At 60.8% G+C, this 20,026-nt stretch carries 17 protein-coding genes; 6 read left to right on the plus strand and 11 right to left on the minus strand.

The features are described 5' to 3' along the window. Positions 1 to 54 precede the first annotated feature (54 nt). Together DC522_RS15670 and DC522_RS37285 are read left to right on the plus strand one after the other, a co-directional pair. On the plus strand, positions 55 to 1,236 hold the full coding sequence (locus DC522_RS15670) for a hypothetical protein (RefSeq protein ID WP_116529616.1): 1,182 nt from the start codon (positions 55 to 57) through the stop codon (positions 1,234 to 1,236). Between the two features lie 123 nt (positions 1,237 to 1,359). Continuing rightward, on the plus strand, positions 1,360 to 2,067 hold the full coding sequence (locus DC522_RS37285; protein WP_165820177.1) for a calcium-binding protein: 708 nt from the start codon (positions 1,360 to 1,362) through the stop codon (positions 2,065 to 2,067). A gap of 68 nt (positions 2,068 to 2,135) precedes the next feature. Here the strand turns inward: DC522_RS37285 and DC522_RS15680 are convergent, their stop codons facing one another. From DC522_RS15680 to DC522_RS37290, 9 genes are all read right to left on the minus strand, one after another. Beyond that, entirely contained in the window at positions 2,136 to 2,648 is a 513-nt protein-coding gene (locus DC522_RS15680; RefSeq protein WP_116529618.1) for a hypothetical protein, read from the minus strand. Between the two features lie 83 nt (positions 2,649 to 2,731). Then, positions 2,732 to 3,331 carry a YigZ family protein gene (locus DC522_RS15685; RefSeq protein WP_116529619.1) on the minus strand — a complete coding sequence of 200 codons (600 nt, stop codon included), beginning with the start codon at positions 3,329 to 3,331 and terminating at the stop codon, positions 2,732 to 2,734. 138 nt (positions 3,332 to 3,469) lie between these two features. Next, positions 3,470 to 4,633: an RHE_PE00001 family protein gene (locus tag DC522_RS15690; RefSeq protein ID WP_245444197.1), complete on the minus strand. Its 1,164-nt coding sequence runs from the start codon at positions 4,631 to 4,633 to the stop codon at positions 3,470 to 3,472. A 422-nt stretch (positions 4,634 to 5,055) separates the two neighbouring features. Then, positions 5,056 to 5,304, minus strand: a complete 249-nt coding sequence (locus DC522_RS15695; protein WP_116529620.1) for a WGR domain-containing protein — start codon at positions 5,302 to 5,304, stop codon at positions 5,056 to 5,058. Positions 5,305 to 5,676: 372 nt separating this feature from the next. Continuing rightward, on the minus strand, positions 5,677 to 6,894 hold the full coding sequence (gene repC / locus DC522_RS15700) for a plasmid replication protein RepC (RefSeq protein ID WP_116529621.1): 1,218 nt from the start codon (positions 6,892 to 6,894) through the stop codon (positions 5,677 to 5,679). 929 nt (positions 6,895 to 7,823) lie between these two features. Beyond that, positions 7,824 to 8,036 (minus strand): antitoxin MazE-like protein, encoded by a 213-nt coding sequence (locus tag DC522_RS15710; RefSeq protein ID WP_116529656.1) that lies wholly within the window; start codon positions 8,034 to 8,036, stop codon positions 7,824 to 7,826. A gap of 290 nt (positions 8,037 to 8,326) precedes the next feature. After that, positions 8,327 to 9,415, minus strand: a complete 1,089-nt coding sequence (gene repB, locus DC522_RS15715) for a plasmid partitioning protein RepB (protein WP_245444198.1) — start codon at positions 9,413 to 9,415, stop codon at positions 8,327 to 8,329. Then, entirely contained in the window at positions 9,415 to 10,626 is a 1,212-nt protein-coding gene (gene repA, locus DC522_RS15720; RefSeq protein ID WP_245444200.1) for a plasmid partitioning protein RepA, read from the minus strand. Before repA ends, repB begins: the two co-directional genes overlap by 1 nt. Positions 10,627 to 12,666: 2,040 nt before the next feature. After that, positions 12,667 to 13,047 carry a recombinase family protein gene (locus tag DC522_RS37290; RefSeq protein ID WP_371679705.1) on the minus strand — a complete coding sequence of 127 codons (381 nt, stop codon included), beginning with the start codon at positions 13,045 to 13,047 and terminating at the stop codon, positions 12,667 to 12,669. Between the two features lie 857 nt (positions 13,048 to 13,904). On the opposite strand from DC522_RS37290, the gene DC522_RS15730 reads away from it, so the two are divergent. Beyond that, positions 13,905 to 14,192 (plus strand): helix-turn-helix domain-containing protein, encoded by a 288-nt coding sequence (locus tag DC522_RS15730; protein ID WP_245444202.1) that lies wholly within the window; start codon positions 13,905 to 13,907, stop codon positions 14,190 to 14,192. Positions 14,193 to 14,204: 12 nt separating this feature from the next. Here DC522_RS15730 and DC522_RS15735 read toward each other — a convergent pair whose 3' ends face one another. Then, positions 14,205 to 15,008 carry a M48 family metallopeptidase gene (locus tag DC522_RS15735; RefSeq protein ID WP_116529623.1) on the minus strand — a complete coding sequence of 268 codons (804 nt, stop codon included), beginning with the start codon at positions 15,006 to 15,008 and terminating at the stop codon, positions 14,205 to 14,207. A gap of 453 nt (positions 15,009 to 15,461) precedes the next feature. Here DC522_RS15735 and DC522_RS15745 point away from each other — a divergent pair, with 453 nt between their 5' ends. After that, positions 15,462 to 16,109, plus strand: coding sequence for an amidoligase family protein (locus DC522_RS15745; protein ID WP_245444204.1), 648 nt, complete (start codon positions 15,462 to 15,464; stop codon positions 16,107 to 16,109). On the opposite strand, the gene DC522_RS15750 is transcribed toward DC522_RS15745, so the two are convergent. Beyond that, positions 16,106 to 16,351 carry a hypothetical protein gene (locus DC522_RS15750; protein ID WP_116529626.1) on the minus strand — a complete coding sequence of 82 codons (246 nt, stop codon included), beginning with the start codon at positions 16,349 to 16,351 and terminating at the stop codon, positions 16,106 to 16,108. The genes DC522_RS15745 and DC522_RS15750 overlap by 4 nt on opposite strands. A 194-nt stretch (positions 16,352 to 16,545) precedes the next feature. On the opposite strand from DC522_RS15750, the gene DC522_RS15755 reads away from it, so the two are divergent. Both DC522_RS15755 and DC522_RS15760 read left to right on the plus strand, forming a co-directional pair. Next, a complete protein-coding gene (locus DC522_RS15755; RefSeq protein WP_116529627.1) occupies positions 16,546 to 18,699 on the plus strand; it encodes a carboxypeptidase-like regulatory domain-containing protein in 2,154 nt (717 codons plus the stop codon). A gap of 94 nt (positions 18,700 to 18,793) precedes the next feature. Further along, a complete protein-coding gene (locus DC522_RS15760) occupies positions 18,794 to 19,909 on the plus strand; it encodes a PQQ-dependent sugar dehydrogenase (RefSeq protein ID WP_116529659.1) in 1,116 nt (371 codons plus the stop codon). Positions 19,910 to 20,026: the final 117 nt, after the last annotated feature.

A 20,026-nucleotide genomic window follows, 5' to 3' on the forward strand; every position in this document is an offset into this window, starting at 1 on the left:
GCTACATGCCCTCTAAGCAGATGCATCAGATGGGCGAACTGAAAGGGACTGGATATGAAAAGTCTCGCGAAGTCGGACCGGAAAAATGCATTCCTGAGCCCTTTAGCATGGTCGGCAACCCTGATGGCCATGGTCAGCACTGCTGTGGTCGCGAAGGAGCCTGTCACATTTTCCGTCTCGTCCGAGCCTGAGGTTGTTTATCACTATCAAACGCAGCGTTGCGACTGGCGCTCAATCCCCGATTCACCAGCGAGAGCCTATCGGCGAGAGGATGGGTCAATTGTCCTCATCGCCGCTCACTTCCGCAACAGAATCTTCGAAGGCAGCAGTTTTGATGGCCTTCGGCCGAACTGCACCGTCTTGTCTCAGGGTAGTGAATCGGCAAACCCTGAGGACTACGATGATCGCTTCTGGGTTCAGAGCCTCATACCTCTCGGTGACGGGCGAATTCTCGGCCTGGCCAGCCAGGAATATTCCGGGATTCGTCACGATGGCGTTTGCAAAATGGACTTCAACAAGCCCGACTGCTGGTATCTTGCACTTGTGGGGCTCGAAGCAAACGACCGAGATTTTTCGTTCAAGCTCCTGCCCCGCCATGAAAGACTGATTGCAGGATCCAACAAGCGATTTGGCCCTTCGGTCGACGCTGCGGGTTTCCTAACCCTTACCAACACGGTTTTCGATGGAGACTATGCTTATTTCATAGCATGGACTGAAGATGCGGCAGAACCGGGAGGGCGCGGGAACTGCCTGTTTCGAGCTCACCGCAGCAATCTGGAGACAGGTTGGCGGATGTTGAGCGGTGGCGAATTTGTCTCTCCGCCAAAGCCATATCAGGTTAAGGGTGAACCTCCTGTTCAAGCCAAGTGCGATCGGCTTGGCGGATCTCATATGCTTGGCAAGATCCGGTCCCTTGTCTGGCTCGAGACCAGGAACGTTTGGCTGGTGGTCTGGTCCACGCGAGTGAACGGAGCCGGGGGTATCTATTACTCGACTTCGCACGACCTCAGGAACTGGTCGTCTGCTGCCCTGCTCACTCCTCTCGAGCCCCCGTGGGGGTCGGATGGGATCGGCACCTTCTACGATTACCCTTCAGTCATCGATCACAACAGCGAGTCCCCCATTTTTCAGACGGTCGGAGACAGCTTCCATCTGTACCTTACACGTCTGAACTGGGAACAGGACCACAGGCGGATGGACAGAGACCTGGTGCGGTTCGAAGTGACAGTGGACTGAGAGGCCATGACTGCAAAGCCATCACCGACTTTGTCTTCTACCGTCACGCCCGATGAATCACAGAACAAGTCCCTTACGGGAACGCTGTACAGCAACTGGCTTCACAGCGGAGAGGGAATCGTTATGATCCAGAGGTCGGCTGGATCGGGTGATATCCACGGCAGCAGTGGCGACGACCTGCTTCTCGGAGGCTCGGGAGACGGTCACCTCCTTGCATATGCTGGCTCGGACACATTGCTCGGCGCCTCAGGCGATGACCAGCTCCGGAGCGGAGACGGAGGCGATTGGCTTGCTGCCGGTGAAGGGAGTGATCTGCTCATCGCCGGAACCGGGAACGACTGGCTCGCCGGTGGTGCCGACGATGACATCCTCCACGGCGATGACGGAAACGATTTCCTCAGTGGCGGGAACGGCAATGATATTCTTTCTGGAGGCACGGGCGCCGATATTATCGATGGCGGCAAAGGAAATGACCTGATCGACGCCGAGGGACAGAACATCATCGCCGGAGGAGACGGCACGGATCGGTATCGTGTGAGCAACTTTCATGCCGCAATCGACGATCCGGATATCTTCCGGGATTTCGAGACTGGCTACGGCGGGGACATCCTCGACCTCGCGTGGGCCATCGAAACTGTGGATCCTCGCAATAACACACCGTATCCCTCGGGGGCTGCATTTCCAAAGACCGCCCGAGCCGCAGGTCAAGTTGGTCCGCGTTCTCAATCAACGCGAAGATCCGATGAATGCTGGCCTTCGTGGCTCCGATCGCCGCACGGAGCTTCTTCATACCTCGCCAGAGCGGCACCCGATCACATCCCGTTGATGTGACGACGCCCTCAAGGATTGGCTGTGGCGTCCTGTTTGCACCATCTGAAGCTATCCCTAACAAAGTGGCATCAATCTTGTGGCCGAAGTGAGATCCCAGCCGGTACCTTGAGCTCGCCCTCCCCATCTTCAAGATCGATGAAGCGATTATCCCTAGGAATGACCAATCCCTCCCCGATCCGCGGAAGCTTGGTCAATCCCGTGCAGGAGATGGAAGATTGGACTCCTGACGCAGTCTCGGTGCCCATCAGCTGAGCCTTGGCCTGTCCCGGGGCGGTGATGGCGCCTGCAATCCGCATGTTCTGGTCGGGAAAGCTCCAGGTGAAGCGCCGCCCTGTTTGATCCCAGCGCCCAGGCCACTCGCCCTCTTTGATGCGCGAGGCATCGAAGATGTAGGGGCTGACCTCCCCATCGTGCAGTTCGCCTCCGCCCACCCCTCCTCCAGGATAGAAGGTGATCACAAACCGAGACTGGTCCGATGCTCGGGTGCACCGCCACAAGGAGCCCGCCAGGCTCGTGCTGTCGGCCGAAGCTCCTGCCGACAAAAGGACGAGCGCGGCGCCCGTGCCAAGAAGTGCTCTCATGTTCCGGACCTCGTCATCGCAGGTGACGGAAGCAATGCTGATAGCTCAAAGACATTACCGAACCGCTGTCGCGGATCACACAATTAGGTGGAGATTTCCTGATCCATCCTGACCGATGCCCGACCGCTGGTGATGTCCGTGATCATCCTGGCGATGTGCTGGGCTTGGGCTTCGGGCAAGTCCACTGTGAGCATTGCCCCTGCCTCGGTGAAGCTCTCCTGGCGGATCCGAACGCCCGCCGCGCCGGCCAATCGCGCCTTCACCAAAGCAAGATCGGAGAAGGTCACAGTGATGATAGCTTCCTGAACGGCAATGATCTCGACCATCTTCCCTGCGTGCAGGCAGGCAGCTGCGGCACCGCCATAGGCGCGGACAAGACCGCCGCCACCAAGGAGAACGCCTCCAAACCAGCGGGTTACAATAACAGCGACATTGTCGAGGAGCAGCCGATCAATGGCCTGCAGGATCGGCTTGCCGGCAGTGCCGCTTGGCTCACCGTCATCGCTGCACCGATAGCTCTGACCCACCCGCCAAGCCCAGCAGTTATGGTTGGCGCCTCCGTCCGAGTGCGCGGCGATGAAGTTCTTAGCGTCCGGCTCGCTTGCAATCGGGCCAGCCGTCGCGACAAACCGGCTCTTCTTGATGACCTGTTCGAGCGAGGTGGAGCTTTCCAAGGTAAACATGGGGTGCGTTGAGGCCAATTGAATTGCGGTGTCAGCGGTAGACCTGATTGTTTGTAAACACCAATACCGGCCCCACGTCCGAATGCCTTTTTAATGATCAAGCCGCGGACAGGAGCGCGTACATACAATCGGCAAACATCACACGATGCCCCAGGCGCGGTAGCGGGTTCGGCCGGTGAGCTCGCGCGGGAGCGCGCCGCCGAGCTGCGCCAGCATCAGGTCCACGGCCTTGGGCGTGACCTGCAGCAGCTTGGCCCCGAGCGGCACCGTCACCAGCGGCCGCGACAGGAACAGCTCGACCAGCTCCGGCAGCTTCGAGTTGCTGCGGCACTTGGAGGTCACGCGCTGCATCAGCTCGCGGGCGAGGATGAGCCGGTCGAGATCCTTGTGGGCAATCGCCAGCGCCTCCTCGAGCACCTGGCAGAAGCCCTCCAGCCTCTCCCGCGCCCCTTCCCGGCCCTGCGGCCGGAACCTGGATTGCTTGAACCCGGCGGCGAGCGGCAGCAGGTGACTGGTCAGGCCTCTCGCGCGCAGGATGGATGCAGCCATGATCAGCCCAAGCCACGGCAGACGGGTGTAGAGGTTGAGATCGAGCCACGCATTCCATGCCACCGCTGCCGCCGCTATGGCCGGCCAATGGGCAGTGCGCTTGACCACCTCGAGCCACAGGTCCTCGGCCTCCGCCTCGTCCTGGTCCGGATCGTAGACCAGAGGCGAGCGGCGCTTCGGCAGCGGGGTCTCACCGGCGAGCACCTTGCTGGTGCGGTCGAGCAGGGCATCGATCTCGGCAAAGTGCGCCTTCCATGGATCGGCATCATTGGCGTAGGGCGGGTAGGCCTCGTCATCCTCCGGATCCGGTGGCTTGAGCTTGGACCGAACCGGTGCCTCCCCTGCACTAAAACCGCCGATGCCCCGCAGGGCTGCCAGGCCGTCAATCGACAGCGGCCAGGGCGCCTTGCGGGCCAAGGCCGTGCGTCGGGCCCGCAGGGCGGCCGCGGCCCGGGTGAGCTCGTGGGAGGGATGGCGCACGTCCATGCCGGCATCGTGCAGCACCAGATCGCCGACATCGACCAGGTGGCCGTCGAGCATGAGAGCGCGGATCGCCTCGGTCATGTCACAGCGCGACTGCCAGCCGGCCGCGAGGCCGGAGGCCTCCAGGCGGGCGTCGAAGCGCAGGATGCCAATCGTGATTGACTCCAGGCGACCGACGATCTGCTCCCACGGCAGCCCCGGCAGGTCGTAAGTGCGGGGCGTCAGGAACCGCTCGCCGTCGAAGTTCTCTCCCCTGCCTTCGAACGCCACGCTTGCACCCTACAGCTAAGTTGTTGATGTAGCAGAGCATAGCTTCTTGGTGCGAAGCAAAGCAAGCTCTAGCTACGATGGGAGGATGGACGGTGCGTCACTCTCTCAAGCAGCATCGGTATGGATCAGGCGCGTTGCTGCCTATGAGTGGTTCTGGGCCGCGCTCCGACACGCTTTGAGGGTGCCGAAGCCTCAAGTGCGTTAAGTGCGTTGATTTCAAGCCGTTTTGGCTTCCTTGTGGAAAGACCTCGCCTTTCCGGCTGGTTGACAGAATGACTTGGGAAACACCTGCAAGCAATCAGTTTAATACGATCTAGTCGATGGACAAGCGCTGCAATTTGTTGGGAGCAGAAGCGTATGCCCGGGAGGTCTTGCTCCCCCATCCACATAGGTCATCACGAACTGGGGCAGATCATTTTGCTCTACGAGCCTCGCACCCGATAGCCGCGGCGCTGCTTGCGGCGGAGCCAGGATTCCAGAGCCTCGGCTGCCCTTTCTTGTGTTTGATGAACTTCGATCCGTTGGCGATCGTGTTGGCCGATCCGACCCCGCTCCCGGACCAAGATTGGGTCGCCGAAGAGCGACGGCTCGATGCGCAGGACGTAAAAGCGCGAAACGTTCTGCGATGGATCACAGCGGTCCAGGACGACGACATTGAGCTTGCCAGACATGAGCCCAAGTGTCGTGATCCGCAGACTCGAGGTCCAATGAAAAGCAGGAATCTTTCACAAGCCGACGGATTCACGGCCGTGATGGATTGTGTCCATTGCACTGTGTGCACACGACCGGCAGAGCCTGCCTAAAGCGCGAGGCCTACTCCCCCAAACTCAATAGCCGCGCGAGCTTTGACTTCCATCCTCTCCCGTCTCCGCAATATGAGCCTCCGGCATGGCGGTTCTGTATCAGCTTTGACATCGCATCCGTATGAACGAGACTGAGGGATCATCCTGGAGGTTCATGAGGGGACATGAGCCATGGAGAGCCTTCCTTCAGGATGCCATGCGCGTGTTTCAGACGCGCTTTCCCCAGTCCCTGCAGTTGCGTCATGCTGATTTTCTCTCACCACTCACAGCGACGCGAAGGAGAGCCATGACCATGGGCCCGACCGAGAACTTACCCTCCCGCGCCCGGTTCGTCAGGTTTCGCAGGTAACCACTGGCGCTCACGATCATCTCGGACCGCTGCAGCATTGCAGCAACCACAATGGCGGCGTCTTCATCGCCCATGACGGCACAGGCGTCTTTCCAGGCGGAGGGACTGATCCCTAACGCACCTCTCACCACACCGGCCGCGGTAACGAGCTCGCCCCAGGTTGAGATCCCCTGTCCTCCCTTCGTGTACATTGCGATATCCGGGCAGGCCTGCAGGACCAGGCTCAGAGAGAAGGCCCGGATGGGAGGCTGCCTAGCCTCAGGTTGTGGCGCCGAAGTTTCTTCCAGCCTTCCTTGAAGGCCTTGTTCAGAATCTAAAAGAGGGTTTGGTTTTGAACTCTGATAGTGGCGCTCACTATGAGACTCAGTGGCGCTCATATCATCAATTTTAAGCTGCGATTTCAGCGCGTTGTCCACATCAGCCCAAAGAGCCCTCAAATCGGCTGCAATCGCCTCCAGAACCGCTGTCTCAGCGCTGCGCGGCGGTGTCTCGTTGAGGGCATCAAAACGCGCCAGGAGATCATTCCAGGGACCGGCGAGATCCTCCTCCTGCGCAACAGCGATGGTCTTGGAGATGTCGCGACGGAGCAGCGTGATTTCTTCACGCAACAGGTATCGTGCCTTTCTCTCGGCTCGCGCCTCCTCGGCCAAGCTCTCGAATTCCGCGGCCCGTGCGACGAGCGGTGAGAGATCGAACCCGAAGGCCTGCTCGATCGAGCCCCCCTCCCCTTTCCGGGCGTAGCGCTTGCCGTTCGGGCTGTCGCGCCTGATCACCAAGCCCGCTTGCACGAGAGCGGCCAAATGGCGCCGCAGTGTCGCCGGCGACATGCCGTTGGCCCGGAATGTCAGGGCTTTGTTGGACGGGAAGACGATCAGGTCCGACCCGAGCTGCAGGGTGGTGTCCTGGTGGAAGGTCAGGAGAGCGTTGAGGACGCTCAGAGCCCGGTCCGAGATGCCGAGGGCCGTTTTGGCTTCACGGAGGTTGTCAAAGACCTTCCACTTCTCGGCCATAGTGTCCTTTGGGCCGGCCTCAGAAGCCGCTCGCGCGGCCAACATAGCCAGCGACAGAGACCGCCGGCCGAAAGGTGTTGTCGATTGATGCACCGTCATGGCGTTGACCTTTTCCAGGCCAAGCGTGTCCGTTCCCAAAAGCCGTGAGGCTCTTGAGTCGATAGGCAAAGCTCAGATGTCCGGAGAAATTGGCGTTTCCCCGTTGACACCGGATTCGCTGTATGGGACTTTGAAGTTGTTCGGGTCTTCTAAGTCCCACTGATTTCTACGGCCTCCGAAGTTGGCGCTTCGGGGGCCGTTGCTTTTCCTACGTCGTCACGCCGTGGCACTTCTCCTCTGCTTGGTTCCCTGTGCGACCTGACCGGCTGGCTCATCGCTGCGCGCGAGAATCGGCCGATAGGACCTCATCCATGCCTCCACAAAGTCATCGAGGAGGCAAGAACGATAAAATCGCTGAAATTCCTCAGAAATTCGGAGCGGAAAATCGAAAATCCGGCCCGGGCTCGGTTTGCGGAAAATCGCGACCAGACTTCCTGAGGTATCGTGCGACGGTATTGCCGGCAGAGAGGCGTGCGAGATCGCTGATGCATCGGACCCAAAAGTGGCCTTGCACTTTTGGGGCCATCCGATGCTTCCTCTTTCAAGCAGGGCATCGTTCGGGGCGAACCGGAGGCCCGCGTCAGCGAATAACCGGGACCACTTTTCGCTGACGCGGACCTTCGGGTCCGCACGATGCTCTAGCCTGGCGTCGCGCCAGCTGACGGCTGCATTTCCGCTCGGAGAGCTGCCCGCATTCCTGCTGTCAGCTCTTATGATGTGCGCTGGAAGAGCCCAGCTCTTGAACGATGCTGTGAACACCGCACCCTCCTTGCGAGGGCAAAGCAAGAGCGTTCACCGGAAGCCGATGTTCATTGACTTCGGATTGTCGGGGTGGCATAAAGATTGTCGCTAAACGATCCTAGCTGCCGTCCCTCGGTAGCTCCAAGGGCCTCAGAGTTACCAGCTCTGGGGCCCTTTGCTTTGCCTGGTTACATCACTCTCTTCGTGGCATCTCCCGAAAAGACCATACGAATTGCGGCAGACATTGCTGCCTGCCGCGACGGATAAAGCCCACGCTCGACGGCCTGGTCGATTGCGGACGTAACGGACTGATCGACCCACACCGTAGCCTCTTTCAGCCCTTGGGCTCGCCGGGATTGGCGGTGGCGCTGAATGCGTTCACGGTTCGTTGGGTCGGACATGGATTGCTCCATTTCTTGTAACGACCCAACGCTGCCCGATTCTGCTTCGACGTTGGAGTCAAAATGCAAGAGTGAATCAGAATCACGTTGGAAAACTTCAAAGGCAATTTCCCGGCGTCTCTGAATCAGCCCGGTACCAGGCCTCCCCTCTGGCTACAGCCTCGGACGTGAAAAGTGGATTTGCACTTTTGGGACCGATCCGATGCTTTCTCCTTGAATGAGAGCATCGTTGAGAGCGGAAAACCGGATCCACTTTTCGCTGACGCGGACCTTCGGTTCCGCACGATGCTCTAAAGCTTCGTGCGGAATGCGTTATAGAGCTCGTCTAACTGCTCTGCGACGAAATCCGCGAACCCAGGATCCGACTTCGTGTCGAAGAGGATCTCAACGCCTCTACTGGAGCGCGTCACAGTCGCACTGGCTGGTCCCCATTCGCTCTTCCACGTTTTCCGTTGAACCTTCTGGGCTCTTGGTTGAGGTCCGGAAGCCGCATTGAGCACTCGGATAAAGCGCTCGTCACTGTCGACCGAGGCAAAGTCGTCTTCCGCTAGGGCCTTCTCAACGCGCTTCGCGGCAGCCTTATCTTCAAGGCATTTGGAGAGCTTGATCCACCGATCCCGGCCTGCTTTTGGGGCTGGGCCGATTGCTTCGATAATGGGCTCAGGGACACCTTTTGCGACGGAGATAAGCTTCGAGAGTTCCGTCTTGTCGGTTGAAAGCGCCTGCATGATTACGCTGCGATCAAAGCCACGAGCTTCGATCCGCGCTGCAAAAAGCGCTCGTTCGATATAGCTGAGATCTTGCCTCTCTGAGTTCTCGACGCCCTGCGCAACGATCAGTTCTTCGTCAGAAAGATCGCGGACGAATGCTTTGATTTTACGACCGAGTGCCGCAACCGCCTTGAGGCGGCGGTGGCCATACGCAATCTGGTAGTGTCCACTCTTAGACGGATGAGGGCGAACAAGTATCGGGACCTCCTGCCCCTTCTCCTCGATCGACCTCACCAAGCTACCAACCTCAAGGCTCTCTAGAGAGCCCAAGCGGTCGCGAATGACAGAACCCTCAATGAGGGATGGATCCAATTCCACAATCGTCAGACCAGTTGCCAAAGCCTTCTGCAGCGCCTTGGTCTCTTCCTCAATCCGACCGAGAGCAAAGCCCATGGACCGCACTGGACCCGCTGGGATGCGCTCCTGCCCAACGTTTGGCGCCGCAGGGTTTCTGACTGCATCCGGACGGGCGTCGCCCACAGGCAGTTTCATGTGCTGCTTGTCAGGCGATCGCTCCGTTAAGGTTTGTGCTGGAGCATTGACCAGTGCTGCTTTCTCTTCTGCTGATGGAATCGAGTACAGATCTTTGATGCGGTCGCGCCTGCTCATTATGCCCTCCCCCAAGCTTTGTGCACGAGACCGAGAACTTCACGATTAACGGCATCGAGGCTCTCGATTGCTCTATCAAAGGTCGCCCGAGATACTGCGCCGCGCTCGAGCTCATAGAGGCTTTGTTTAGTCAGACCCGCGTCGGCAATTGCGGTCGACTTCCAGACGCTGGCTGCCAGGACGTCTTCGCCGAAAAGGCCGCGGAGTAGTGCGACGATCTGCGATTGTGGTCCGTCATGAGGCTCGTGTCGGGTGATGACGTAGCGGATGAAATCGTGCTGCATGTTACCGCCGGCGCGACGCAGAACGGCAAGCAGATCGGCGGCCATGAGGAGGAACTGCGACATCGAGGCGATATCGACCATCTGCGGATGGACAGTGATCAGAAGAGAGGTCGCCGCCAGCAAAGCGCCGAGGGTCAGATAACCCAGCTGCGGTGGGCAGTCGATCACGACGATGTCGTAGCGGTCCTCAATATCGCTAAGAGCGTCAGCGATCCGGCGATAGAAGTATCGCCCCTCCCCTCCCCCGCTATTAATAGCCTGGGGCGTCTCATGCTCAAACTCCATAAGCTCGAGATTGCCAGGAACGAGATCGATGCCGTCGAAATAAGTCGGCCTCACGATTTCGGCGAGAGACCGGCGATCGCTGTCATACCGGATTGCGCCATATAGCGTGTCGTTTGGCTCGAGATCGAACTCCGGCTGAATGCTGAACATCGAAGTCAGCGACGCCTGCGGATCCAGATCGACGGCAAGGACCCGGTAGCCCTGCAGTGCCAGATACTGCGCGAGATACAGCGTGGTTGTAGTCTTTGCGGACCCACCTTTGAAGTTCGTGACGGCGATTGCCTGCAGCTTCTCGCCCGGACGCCTATGCGGAAGATAAAGATGCGCGTCTTTCGGTTTCAGGTCCGCGAGGTAATGACGGAGCTCGTTGATCTGTTTGAGGGTATATGAACGGCGGCCGCTTGGGGTTGTGTCAGGCTTCGGACCGGCTCCTTCTAAGGATAGCTGCCGGAGATAGCTGTCGCTGACACCAATCAATTTCGCTGCCTCACCAGACGTGAATGTCCGCAACTCTTTTGATGCCTCTGGGGGGAAGAGCTTTTCCCGCAACTGCTGGAGTTGACTGGAAAGCAGACGGGCGTGAGCGGAAATTCTATCGTCCGTCGTAAAAGATTCGTCGGAACGAATTACCTGCGCTGTCACGGTGAGATCTCCTAAAACGGTTCAGCTTGCCCTTTTGGACGAAAACCGTTTTAGAGCGCAACTGCTTTCCAATTGGTAAACAAGAATTAATAATAAGCTGTTGCACAATTGCACATGAATTCTTGTCTCAACGTGAGCGCCCGCAATGCAGCCCTCTCCGGCATAGGAAGTTGGCTGATGCCAACTTCCTATGCCGATTCAGAGATAGAGCCTCTCATCGGAGACCTCTCAACGAGGCGCAGGAGCCGTCATGCATCAGAGTAGCGTTATCTGGACCCGTCCCTAGCCGTGACGATGCTGGTTGGCGGAAGGATTGGCGACGCCAACTCCGCGATTCGTGGTGAGGTGAGTTGGTGCCGGCACGTCGCACGGCGACAACCACGTCACCTCCTGGGATCGATTTTTGGCCTCGCCCGGAGGCTTTCATCCAGATCGCAAGCGGAATTGGCTGCTAACTTTGCCTCTTGCCGCCACACGCGACCTACCCGTCCGATTGTCGCCTCAACGACATGCTTGCCCTTGCGGCAGGTGCGGGTGAAATCCGGGTCGCGAACTGGTATCGGAAGCTGCAATACGGACCGCCCATCATGTAGGTCCGAGCAAAAAGCCTGTGGTGATTTGCTCACAGGGCGAGTGTTGGCTGGGGAAGAGGCCCCAGCCAGGCAAGTTGGCGGCCGCCAACTCACCGTTCCCGATGATTCAAGCCTGGAAAACAGGCGCTACAGCCTCGGACGTGAAAAGAGGATTTGCACTTTTGGGACCCATCCGATGCTTTCTCCTTGAATGAGAGCATCGTTCAGGCGACCCGAAGGGCCGCGCCAGCGAATAACCGGGTCCCCTATTCGCTGACGCGGCCCTTCGGGTCACTGGCGTGGCCCTTCGGGTCGCTGACGCGGACCTTCGGTTCCACACGATGCTCTCGTCCACGATCCGTGCGATTACCTCGGACCGGAGGGCAGGGGTTGGACGGATATCGCCTGCCAGCACGAGCACATTGGCCTCGATGCCATTCGATAACAACGAACTGCTATAAACCGGGAACATATCTTCAGGCGTGCAGAGGAGTGAACGGTCTTCGCTCTCCTCGAGGTGGAAATCGGAAAATATATGTGGTGCGCACCATGAGCTAATCTCTCCTCACCAAAGTTTCGTGTCTAGGTGGGACGAGGGCCATAGGAAGGCTGCATCTGCGTCCGAACAGGAAAGTTGGCGGCCGTCAACTTTCCTGTCGCCTCGGAAGAGGGAGTTGGGCCACGGGCCGCGAGGACATGCCCGTAGAGAGGACATGCCCGTAGAGATGCATGGCGCGACGCCCAAGCCCGAGAGACCATTAGAACCTGTCGCGGGACATACATGACCCGATCGCCTACGGACGGTGGAGGGAGGGTTGGCTGTCGCCAACTGTCCGACAAACGTTGGCGGCAGCCAGCCTCAAACTCGTGATGGAGATTTGCCGCTTCGTCGAACGTGCCGTTCACAGGGATTGATTGTCGAGCGGCACAGCAACAGCTCAGACAACCGCCACTCCTGGACATGGATCATACCGATCACCACCCGCCGACCCGAAAATATCTATTTCCGGCGGATTGCTGAGCGGGGGCACGCGGAGAGCCAATCGTTCGGCGCTCTCATACCCTGCTGTATTGAGTTGGCGGCCGCCAACTCTGATGAAGCGCCACTGTGCTACGTTCTTTTATTGCGTCCTCTCAGCTCGCGGCGTAGCAGCCCTCCGAGGATGCCTTTTTTCATCGGACGAATCCCAGCCTCTTTGCCTAGTCGAGCTGCTGCTTAACCCAAGGGCGTTCCATCCCGTGCCGCCCCGCGGGGGCCGCTCCCGCATGCGTTCGAGTTGTGCCGCGATGTCACGAGGCGATACATCCCGGCCGGCCATGGCAATGCCCGCGATCAAAGTCATAAGGCGATCGTCCCTTGAGCGGGGAGGGGCCTTCCTGAGAACGGCTTCGTCAGCCATCCTTTGGGAGACAGGCTTCCGCACCGCCCGACGCAGGCGCTCGACCGTCCAATCCTGCCCACGGGCATTCAGAACACGGACAACGTCATCCCGCGTGTGGGCCGGCCGCCTCCGTTTCGCGGTGGACATCCACTGGTCAAGTCGACGCTATCAGGATCGAGGTAACGCTTCTCACGGGCAAGTATCAGTCGCCGGATGGTGTTTGGGCGACGCTCACGCACACCAGGGTTCCCCAGGACCTTGCCGCGAGCTTTGGCCGCCCGCACGCCTCCCTTCGTGTGCTCGCAGATCAGGGAGCGCCCCAGCTGAGCGACGACGGCGAGGACCTGCAGCGAGACCATGCCCTGCGGTGTTGAGATGTCGATCAGATCCCGCAGCGATCGGAAGTGAGCTCCGCGTTCTTCCGGAGCTTCGAGGATCTTGAGGAGATGGCTCGCCGAGCGTGCCAAAGCGGTCGAGGCGAACCACGGTCAAAACATCGCCGGGCCTGATCTCCTTGAGAAGGCGTGTAGCACGGGGCGAGAGCGGGGGCGCCGGACCGATGCTCCTGGTGGATCACCTCGCAGCCGGCATCCTTCAGATCAAATATCTGGGCATCTGCCACCTGATCTTCGGTGGAAACCCGCGCACAGCCGTTCAGGCGCCTCCGCGAGGAAGGGGGGGCAGTCAGACATCGGTATCGGGCGGAGTGTTGTCCCGTTCGCTTGCCTCTTCCAGGTCGAGCTCGAATCGGGCAGGAAGGAGTTTTCTGAAATGGTGGAGGTGTCTCAGAGCCCCTTCGTTCCTAGTCTCTCCATTGAGTTCACCCAGATCCTGGCTCTTCTCAGGAGAGGGGATCACGCGCCGGCAGGCATCCTCTGGTCGTCCTGTTTTGCCGACATTCCTTCCTCCGTGCCTCGTGCCCGCTATCACGGCACGGCGAGCCGACACCAATTATGCCCTAAACCTTCGGATCAGGGTCCGGAACCCCATGGGTTCGACACCTTTTGTATAATTCCATAAGAATCTACCAACGATCGTTTGCAGACGTTTCTCAAGTCATTCTGTTAACCAGTCGGAGAGGGGAGGGCTTTCCTGGAGCCCGGCAAAATGGCTTAAAACAACGGCTTCTGCGGCCATTCAGCACTTCACCCGCCATCAGAGAACGAGCCGGAACCGCTCACCGGCCGCACTGTGGTTGATCCATCCTGATGTTGCTGTAGCGAGCGGCGGATCGTCTGTCCCTCCATCGTAGAGATGCCTTGCTTTGCTTCTTCTCGCTAAGCTATAGCTCGCAGCATCAATAACTTAGCCGTGGAGCTGAAGCGTGGCTTTCGGGAGCAGGGGAGGGGACTTCGACGACGAGCGGTTCCTGACGCCTCGCAATTACAACCTGCCGGAGCTGCCGTGGAAGGCCATCGAGTGCCGCAGCAACTCCAGGCTGCCGGAGCTGGTCGAGCTGTTCCTGTCGCGGCCGCTGGTGACGGTGCCGCTCGGGGCCAAGCTGCTGCAGGTCACGCCCAAGGCCGTGGACCTGATGCTGGCGCGGCTCGGCGGCGCGCTCCCGCGCGAGCTCACCGGCCCAACCCGCTGCCGCGCCTGGGGCATCGTGTGAAGGGCATGCCTTCTAGGCTTTCGCCGCCTCGATCGCCTCCGGGATCATCACTTGGATGGCCTCAATCCGGTCCTGCGGTGCCGGATGGGTGGACAGGATGGCCGGGATGCCATCACCCTGCTGATCCATGCGCCGCCATAGCTCTACCGCCTCACGCGGGTCATAGCCCGCCTTGGCCATCATGAACAGGCCGAGTCTGTCGGCCTCTAGCTCCTGAGCGCGGCCATAAGGCCGCACGAGGCCGAACTCCACACCAACACCAAGCAGAGCCGCGATTTCGCGGGCAAACGCCACGTCGTTGACTTGAAGCAGAAAGCTGATCAGCCGCAATCCCCACTGCCGCAGGGTCTCGGCGGAGACCCGTTCCCGCGAATGGTCGGCCTGGAGATGCCCGATCTCGTGCCCGATGACAGCCGCAAGCTGGTTCTCAGTTCTGGCGATCCGGAGCATGCCCTCAAGCACGCCGATCTTGCGGCCGGGCAGGACGAAAGCGTTCGCCTGTGGCTCGGCGAAGGTCCGAACCTCCCAGCGGCTTGGCTCCTCACCTGCAGCCACGAGGAGCCGCCTTGCAATCTCAGCCACCCGACGCTGGGCTCCACCGTCCCGTGACACTGGCATCCGCTGGCGCAGCCTGGCCCAGGTATCGAGCCCGAGCTGCTCCACAGTCTCGTCTGACACGATGAAGGGAGCGACTCGCTCGCATCCCGCCACAGCGGCGGGCGCAAGCGTCACGCTCATGAGCAGGTGCAGGGCCTTGCGCCGGGTCAGGCCGACCGGTGCAGAGGAAGGGCTGTACGGCAGCTTGCAGGTGCACATCGTCCTCGACAACTCATCAGCCAGGGGTGGGGTGCCATTGCACCAAGCAGATACGGTGCGGCTGCTGTTCCAGAAGCGGCTTCAAACCTTGACCGACCAGACAGGAGCCGCGCACCGCAGCGGGACCAGTCATTGCGATCCGGGCATGCCGGGCCCATGTCATTGGGCAGATGAATGACAGTGCCATAGCGGCTGAGGCGCTCAGCCGTCCCATCCTGCTTGCAGCGAATGGAACGCTGCGGCGGGTCGGTGGCGAGATCGAGTTCCTGGGCCCGAGCGCCCGTGTCGCGGCGGAGGCTCTTGCCCGTGATCTGGGTGGATCTTGCGAGGCTGAGGATCCACATGCGTTCCGGATCCGCAGCACCCGCTTTAGCGAGATGATGATCGAGACCGACCTGCGGCACGTTCAACCCCGAACGGTACCCGGAGCTCGGCCTGAGACTGGATCGCCGCGTGGCGGCATGGCTCGGCACGGTGGTGTCACCCTTTGTCCTGCGGGAACTCATTACCGCACCCATGCCGCTCGCTCAGCTTCCGGAGATGAACATGGTGATCGGAAGCCTGCGGGCTGCGGGTGCATACGGCCGCGGGGCCGTGCTGTGGGACTCTTTGGGGCTCCACTTCAACATCGATCCGCCGCGTCTTGATGCCGAGACCGTGGTGGCCTTTCTGAAGGCCTTCCTCGTGCTCAGTGATCGGCTCCGGCGCGAGACCACCCGTGGGAGCTTGCGTCGGACTCTCGTTCTTCCGCCCGACTACCCGCAGGCCTACAAGCGACGTGTGCTCGATCCGGATTATTGGCCTGACCTGACGGTTCTGACGGAGGATTATCTCGCGGCCAACCCGACCCGGAGGCGGGCGCTCGATCTGCTGCCGCTGCTTGCCTACTTCGATGAGGAGCGGGTGCGCTCGGTGCTGCCACATGAGAAGATCGGCTCACGGCCGGTGTTTCACTACCGCCTGCCGCAAGCTCATTTGAGCGATCCCACTTGGAGCATTATGGCGGGCTGGGAGCGTTGGCTGAGCGTGGAGCGTCTGGCGGCGAGCCCGGACCAGCTTGCTGCAATGGGACAGATTGCCCGGAGCCAGGATCCATCTTAATCATCATCATCCTCGGCTCTGTGCCACTGACGCTTGGAACGATAGCCCTCAGGCACGCGCTCGCGCACGATGCGACGCTCGTAGATCGTTCGACCGCGGTGATCATCCGTGATGACCGTGTCAACACGGGTATGAACCCCATTTGAGGAGTTCGAGCTTGAATTCGACGAGGTATTGCCAGCCTGAGCGACCGGGGTGAGCGCCAAGACAAACAAGCTTGAAAGTGCGAGCAGACCTTTCATGAGCGGCTTCACATTCTGATCCAGGAGGCTCCAGCCTAGTAACGCACGCTGAACCGACGCTGAAGGACAATACAGTGGAAGGCAGCGTGTTTCCGCTGCCCTATGGAAGGACAAACCGATCTCCACGCTCAGAATTCGCAACAGTCCGTGCTATTTTGCCGTAGACGAAGAGGACCGTGCCACGGAGGATTGCGATGGCACGTCGGCGGAAACTCCGTTCAGTCATTGCTGCGATTGGAACGCTCGGATGCGTGGCAACTGCTCCAGTTCCGTTGAGGGCTCAGGAGCTGGTTGCCATCGACGCCGATGACATCGGTGGCGTGGTCACCGGACCGCACGGACCGGAAGCAGGCGTCCGGGTCATTGCCGAAACAACCGACCTGCCGACCAAGTTCGCCAAGATGGTCGTCACCGATGGTCAGGGGCGCTATGTCGTGCCCGATCTTCCGAAAGCCACCTACAAGGTCTGGGTGCGCGGCTATGGCCTCGTCGACTCACCCAAGACGACCAGCGCGCCTGGCAGGCAGCTCGATCTGCAGGCGGTGCCGGCACCCAGCGACAGGGAGGCGGCGCAGTATTACCCGGCCATCTACTGGTACGCGATGCTCAAGATCCCGGATGCAGGCCAGTTCGGCGGCACGAGCGACATCCCCGACCCCATCACGCAGATCGACTGGCTCAAGCAGGTCAAGAACATCGGCTGCATCGGCTGCCATCAGCTTGGCCAGCAATCCACCCGCACGATCCCGAAGCAACTCGGCGAGTTCAGCTCGTCGGAGGAGGCCTGGATCCGCCGTGTGTCCTCGGGCCAGTCGGGCGAGACGATGGTGAACCAGCTCGCCGGGCGCTTCGGCGGCGTGCCATTCCGATACTACGCCGACTGGACGGACCGCATTGCCAAAGGCGAGCTACCGCATGCCAAGCCGAAGCGCCCGGAAGGTATCGAGCGCAATATCGTGGTGACCACCTGGGAGTGGCTCAATGAGAAGAAGTACCTGCACGACCTGATCGCCTCGGATCGCCGCAACCCGACCGTCAATGCCTATGGCCCGCTGTTCGGCTCGGCGGAGTACTCGACCGACGTAATCCCCATCCTCAATCCGAAGACGCACACCGTCACCGAATTCGTGGCGCCGGTGCGCGATCCCGACACGCCGGAGGCGCTTGGGCCCGGACATGCCGCAAGCGACAAGGTGCTGGCGCCGTCACCCTACTGGGGTGAGGAAAAGATCTGGGACACAAAGGCCAACAACCACAATGGCATGGTCGACCGCCAAGGACGGGTGTGGTTTGCCGCGACCGTGCGCGGGCCCAACAACCCGGACTTCTGCAGGCGAGGCTCCGACCATCCCTCGGCCAAGCTGTTTCCGCTGGAGCGGACAACCCGCTCCATCACGCGGCTCGATCCCAAGACAATGGAGTACACCTTCGTGGATATGTGCTTCGGGACCCATCACCTGCAGTTCGGCTATGACGCAAACGATACCTTGTGGACCAGCGGCGGCGGCCCGGTGGTCGGCTGGATCAACACCAGGCTGTTCGATGAGACCGGCGACGCGGCGAAGGCGCAGGGCTGGACAGCGCTGGTGCTCGACACGAATGGCAACCGCCAACGGGATGAGTATGTCGAGCCTGATCAGGCGCTCGATCCGACGAAGGACAAGCGCATTGCCGGAGGCTTTTATGCCGTGAGCCCGAGCCCGGTGGATGGCTCCATCTGGGGATCGGTAGGGGTGTTCAGCGGGACGCCCGCCGTAGTCCGCCTGAGTCCTGGACCGAATCCACCTGAAACCGCCCTGGCGGAGATCTATCACGTGCCGCGGCCCGGCTTCGGCATCCGCGGGGCGGATATCGATCGGCAGGGGGTGGTGTGGGCCTCGCTGTCGAGTGGCCATCTGGCCAGCTTCGACCGGCGCAAATGCAAGGGGCCGCTCAACGGCCCACAGGCAACCGGCGATCACTGCCCGGAGGGCTGGTCCTTCCATCAGTACCCCGGTCCGGGCTTCCAGGGGATTGGCGAGAACAGCGCCGAGGCGAGCTACTACACCTGGGTCGACCAGCACAACACATTTGGGCTCGGCGAGGATGTGCCGATGTCCACCGCGAACCTGATGGATGGCTTGGTCGCATTCAAGGACGGTCGGATGATCTCGCTGCGGGTGCCGTATCCGCTGGGCTTCTACGCCAAGGGCTTTGATGGGCGCATTGATGATCCAAATGCCGGCTGGAAGGGGCGTGGTCTGTGGACCACCAGCGGCGACCGGACGCCCTGGCTGCGGGAGGGCGGCAAAGGCAGCAAGCCGATCGCTGTGCACTTCCAGCTCCGCCCTGATCCCCTGGCCAAGTAGTGTGAAGCGCAGCATCCCGTGAGGCGCTGAGAGGATGGGAGAGGGTGCTATTCTGGCTCTGATCTCGGCTCAGGCTGGATTTTGGGAGCGTGCCATGGATCGACGCAGCTTTCTGGCATTGACTGTTCTGATCGCCATTCCTGACCCAGCGAGGGCACAGGAACGGATCGTGCAGACCTCCTCAGGTCAAGTCAGGGTCGAGACGATCGCGCGGGGTCTGGTTCACCCGTGGGGTCTGGCCTTCCTGCCGGATGGACAGATGCTGGTGACCGAGCGTCCCGGTCGCTTGCGGCTGGTGTCCCGGGATAGGGGTGTTTCCGCACCGCTGGCGGGTGTCCCGCGCGTGTTCGCGCGAGGGCAGGGCGGACTGCTCGATGTGGCGCTCGCCCCGGACTTCGCCTCCAGCCGCTGGGTCTATCTCTCCTATGCCGAGCCTGGACCCGGCGGTGCCGGCACCGCCGTGGCGCGCGGGCGCCTTGGCGCCACTGGTCTCCAGGATGTTCAGGTGCTCTTCCGGCAAGTGCCGAAGGTGGATGGCGCCAGCCATTTTGGTTCGCGGCTGGTGTTCTCCCGGGATGGCAGGCTCTTCGTGACGCTGGGCGACCGCTTCAAGTTCAGTCCGGCGCAGGATCTGGCGTCGCATCTGGGCAAGATCGTGCGCATCAATCCGGACGGGACGGTTCCGGCCGACAACCCCTTTGTCCGCGGCCAGGCAGCCCGGCCGGAGATCTGGTCCTATGGGCACCGCAACGTGCAGGGCGCGGCGCTGCATCCAAAGACTGGGGATCTGTGGGTGCACGAGATGGGGCCGCGCGGCGGGGACGAGCTCACCATCCCGCAAGCCGGGCGCAACTACGGCTGGCCTCTCGTGAGCTGGGGCCGGCACTATGACGGGCGGGCGATCCCGAGCCCGGCAACCCGTCCGGATCTGTCCGGATCGCTGCGGCAGTGGACGCCGGTGATCGCCCCATCCGGGATGACGTTCTACACGGGGAATCTGTTTCCGGGGTGGCGCGGCAGCCTGCTCATCGGCGGCTTGGTGGCCCGAGGCGTCATCCGGCTGACGCTGCAGGGGCAGCAGGTCACGGGCGAGGAGCGCATCTCCCTCGGCCAGCGGATCCGCGACGTGCGGCAAGGCCCGGACGGGGCGGTGTACATGCTGACGGACGAGGCCAATGGCGAGATCCTGCGTCTGATGCCAGCTGGGTGAGACGGATAGCGAGAAACTGCCAGACTTGCGCGGTGCCCCGATGGTGACAAAGCTCGGCAGACTCGGGTTGCCCACCGGCGGCATTCATCGGCTGTCCATCAACAAAAAGCCCCGGCT

Source organism: Microvirga sp. KLBC 81 (genome assembly GCF_003075415.1).
In the GTDB taxonomy this organism is placed as follows: Bacteria; Pseudomonadota; Alphaproteobacteria; order Rhizobiales; family Beijerinckiaceae; genus Microvirga.

Excerpts from the sequence above, each read along its gene's own strand:
- DC522_RS15670 (WP_116529616.1), top strand. The coding sequence starts at position 55 with ATGAAAAGTCTCGCGAAGTCGGACCGGAAAAATGCATTCCTGAGCCCT.
- DC522_RS37285 (WP_165820177.1), top strand. The coding sequence starts at position 1,360 with ATGATCCAGAGGTCGGCTGGATCGGGTGATATCCACGGCAGCAGTGGC.
- DC522_RS15680 (WP_116529618.1), bottom strand. The coding sequence starts at position 2,648 with ATGAGAGCACTTCTTGGCACGGGCGCCGCGCTCGTCCTTTTGTCGGCA.
- DC522_RS15685 (WP_116529619.1), bottom strand. The coding sequence starts at position 3,331 with ATGTTTACCTTGGAAAGCTCCACCTCGCTCGAACAGGTCATCAAGAAG.
- DC522_RS15695 (WP_116529620.1), bottom strand. The coding sequence starts at position 5,304 with ATGTCTGGCAAGCTCAATGTCGTCGTCCTGGACCGCTGTGATCCATCG.
- repC (WP_116529621.1), bottom strand. The coding sequence starts at position 6,894 with ATGACGGTGCATCAATCGACAACACCTTTCGGCCGGCGGTCTCTGTCG.
- DC522_RS15710 (WP_116529656.1), bottom strand. The coding sequence starts at position 8,036 with ATGTCCGACCCAACGAACCGTGAACGCATTCAGCGCCACCGCCAATCC.
- repB (WP_245444198.1), bottom strand. The coding sequence starts at position 9,415 with ATGAGCAGGCGCGACCGCATCAAAGATCTGTACTCGATTCCATCAGCA.
- DC522_RS15735 (WP_116529623.1), bottom strand. The coding sequence starts at position 15,008 with ATGTGCACCTGCAAGCTGCCGTACAGCCCTTCCTCTGCACCGGTCGGC.
- DC522_RS15750 (WP_116529626.1), bottom strand. The coding sequence starts at position 16,351 with ATGAAAGGTCTGCTCGCACTTTCAAGCTTGTTTGTCTTGGCGCTCACC.
- DC522_RS15755 (WP_116529627.1), top strand. The coding sequence starts at position 16,546 with ATGGCACGTCGGCGGAAACTCCGTTCAGTCATTGCTGCGATTGGAACG.
- DC522_RS15760 (WP_116529659.1), top strand. The coding sequence starts at position 18,794 with ATGGATCGACGCAGCTTTCTGGCATTGACTGTTCTGATCGCCATTCCT.